The sequence below is a fragment of the Streptomyces regalis genome (genome assembly GCF_001509475.1).
In the GTDB taxonomy this organism is placed as follows: domain Bacteria; phylum Actinomycetota; class Actinomycetes; order Streptomycetales; family Streptomycetaceae; genus Streptomyces; species Streptomyces regalis.
In genome coordinates this window covers 1-2,618 of record NZ_LLZG01000171.1, presented here as the reverse complement: position 1 = coordinate 2,618, position 2,618 = coordinate 1, and the positions used below count along the sequence as shown (strand labels likewise).

General features: G+C 67.8%; 2 protein-coding genes. One reads left to right on the top strand and one right to left on the bottom strand.

Translation table 11 applies throughout. From position 1 onward, the window contains the following. Window positions 1-139: 139 nt before the first annotated feature. Complete coding sequence (locus ADL12_RS20840) at window positions 140-1,144, bottom strand: RDD family protein (RefSeq protein WP_062704183.1); 1,005 nt, start codon at window positions 1,142-1,144, stop codon at window positions 140-142. Between the two features lie 130 nt (window positions 1,145-1,274). Between ADL12_RS20840 and ADL12_RS20835 the strand changes: the two genes are divergently transcribed. Beyond that, entirely contained in the window at window positions 1,275-2,282 is a 1,008-nt protein-coding gene (locus tag ADL12_RS20835; protein ID WP_062704182.1) for a stage II sporulation protein M, read from the top strand. Window positions 2,283-2,618 lie beyond the last annotated feature (336 nt).

Sequence of the window (2,618 nt, the reverse complement as noted above, 5' to 3'; positions counted from 1 at the left end):
CTGATCCTTGCGCGGCATCGAGGCGAAGACGTCAGCCACGAATAACGCCAACTTCGCCCGAGCACGGTTCACTTCATGTGCATCCACACCACCAACATGTCCCCAAACAGGACCGCGAGACAGACCTAACGGAGCCCTACTAGGCCGGTGGGACGAAGCCCGTGGTGGGCCGCTCGGCTGATGACTCGTCCTGTGCCGCCGGGGCGGCCGGGGCCGGCCGTACCGCGTCCTGCGGCGCAGGCAGAGGCGGAGCAGCAGCGGGCGACACAGCCGGAGGACCGTACACGCCCGGGGCACCAGTCTCAGCCCCCACACCACTCACAGGATTCACCCCACCCACAGGGCTCGCACCCCCTGCCGCACCGGCACCAGCAGGCACTGCACCCGCGGTCGGCCCATTCCCGAACGCGCGCCGCGCCTCCCGCGCTTGCCGTTCCTGCAGAACCGCCGCGAGATACGCCGCCGGCGGCACGCCCTGCGGCGCCGGGGCGCCCGTACGCGCCGCGAGGTCCGTGGCCAGCCGCTCCGCCATGCTCCATCCGACCTGCGGGTCGAGTTGCTGCATGCGCGTCAGGTACTGGCGAATGGCCAGCCACAGCCCATCCGGAACCGCCGAAAGGTCCAGCCCCGAGAACCGTCCGGCCAACCACGGCGGAGGCGGAGGAACGAAGCCTGTCCGGGTGAGGGGCACTCGTTCTCGTACGACGAGCGTCCCGGCGAACACGTCACCGAGCCGACGCCCACGCGCGGACACGAGCGAAGCGATGACGGCGACGACACCAAGCGTCATCAGAATCTCGATCACGCCTATGAGGCCCCGCACCAGCGCGTGCCGGAACCGGATGGGCCCGCCGTCGTCTCGCACCACGCGCAGCCCGCACGCCAGCTTCCCGAGCGAGCGCCCATGGCTGAGCGTCTCAACCGCGATCGGCCCGCCGACCAGCAGCAGAACGAACATCGCGATCGACAGCGCGGTCTGCGCCGCCTCGTCCAGAGAGGCGGTGGCAGCCACCACACCAATGGTCAGGACGATGTAGGCGATCACGGCCACGGCCAGATCGAGCAGCACGGCAAGCGCCCTGCTGGGCAGCTTCGCGGGGCGCAACTCCAGCGCCACCGCCTCGCCCGTCACCAGCTCACTCACGCGGTCCGTCCTTCCCCTGACCTGCCCCTGGAATGGCCAGTCTGCCAAGCTGAGGGCGCATTGCGTCGCAGTACGACAAGCTGACACCTACGACGAGCCGTCGACGAACAGCCGGGGAGCAGGAAAGCAGATGGACCTCGACGTCTTCGTCACCGCCCACCGAGCCGAGTGGGACCGCCTGGACGCCCTGCTCGGGCGCCAGCGCCGTCTAACGGGCGCCGAGGCCGACGAACTCGTCGCCCTCTATCAGCGCACGGCCACCCATCTTTCCCTGATCCAGTCCAGCGCCCCGGACCCGCAGCTGACGGGCAGGCTCAGCCAACTTGTGGCACGCGCGCGTAGTGCCGTGACCGGCACGCGACGCGCCTCCTGGCGCGATGTCACCCGCTTCCTTGCCCACGGTTTCCCAGCCGCGGTCTACCGGTCGCGCCACTGGTGGGTTCCCACGGCGCTTCTGTCGACCCTCATCGCAGCTCTCCTGGGCTGGTGGATCGGCACACACCCTGAAATACAGGCCACCATCGCGGCCCCCAGCGAGCTCCGCGAGCTCACGCGCCCCGGCGGCCAGTACGAGACGTACTACTCCAGCCACCCAGCGGCGTCCTTCGCGGCCCAGGTCTGGACGAACAACGCCTGGGCCGCCGCCCTGTGTCTGATCCTTGGCATCTTTCTAGGCCTCCCAGTGCTCTGGATCCTCTTCCAGAACATGCTCAACCTCGGTGTCGGCTTCGGCCTGATGTCCTCGGCAGGACGCCTCGATACCTTCCTCGGCCTCGTCCTGCCGCACGGTCTCCTCGAACTGACCGCAGTCTTCGTCGCCACCGGCACAGGCCTACGCCTCGGTTGGACCCTTATCGACCCGGGCCCCCGCACCCGACGCGCCGCCCTCGCCGAGGAAGGCCGAGCCGCGATCAGCATGGCGATAGGCCTCGCCTTGGTCCTCTTCGTCTCCGGCGCCATCGAAGGCTTCGTCACTCCGTCGGGCCTGCCCACTTGGGCGCGCATCACCATCGGCGTCGCCGCTGAGCTGGCCTTCCTCGCATACGTGTATGTCCTCGGCGGACGTGCCGCCCGCGCCGGCGAGACGGGCGACGTCGAGGCGGCCGAGCGCAGCGCCGCCGTGCCAACGGCGGCTTGATGTGCGGACACCCCTGCTGAGCTGCTAGTCTCCTCTTCGCCCCACAAGAGCCGTTGACACGGAGCGAGTGGGGAGGTAGATTCGAACAGTTGCCTGGACATGGATGTAGATCCCAGCCGGGCAGAGTGAGTATCTGTCTGCTTCAGTGGAACATCGATTCCCGAGAAGCCCCTCCCGATGATTTCGGAAATGAGTGGCCGGTCAGTCCGGCCCGGAACTTCTGATAAAGTCGGAACCGCCGGAAAGGGAAACGCGAGAGCGGAAACCTGGAAAGCGCCGAGGAAATCGGATCGAGAAAAGATCTGATAGAGTCGGAAACGCAAGACCGAAGGGAAG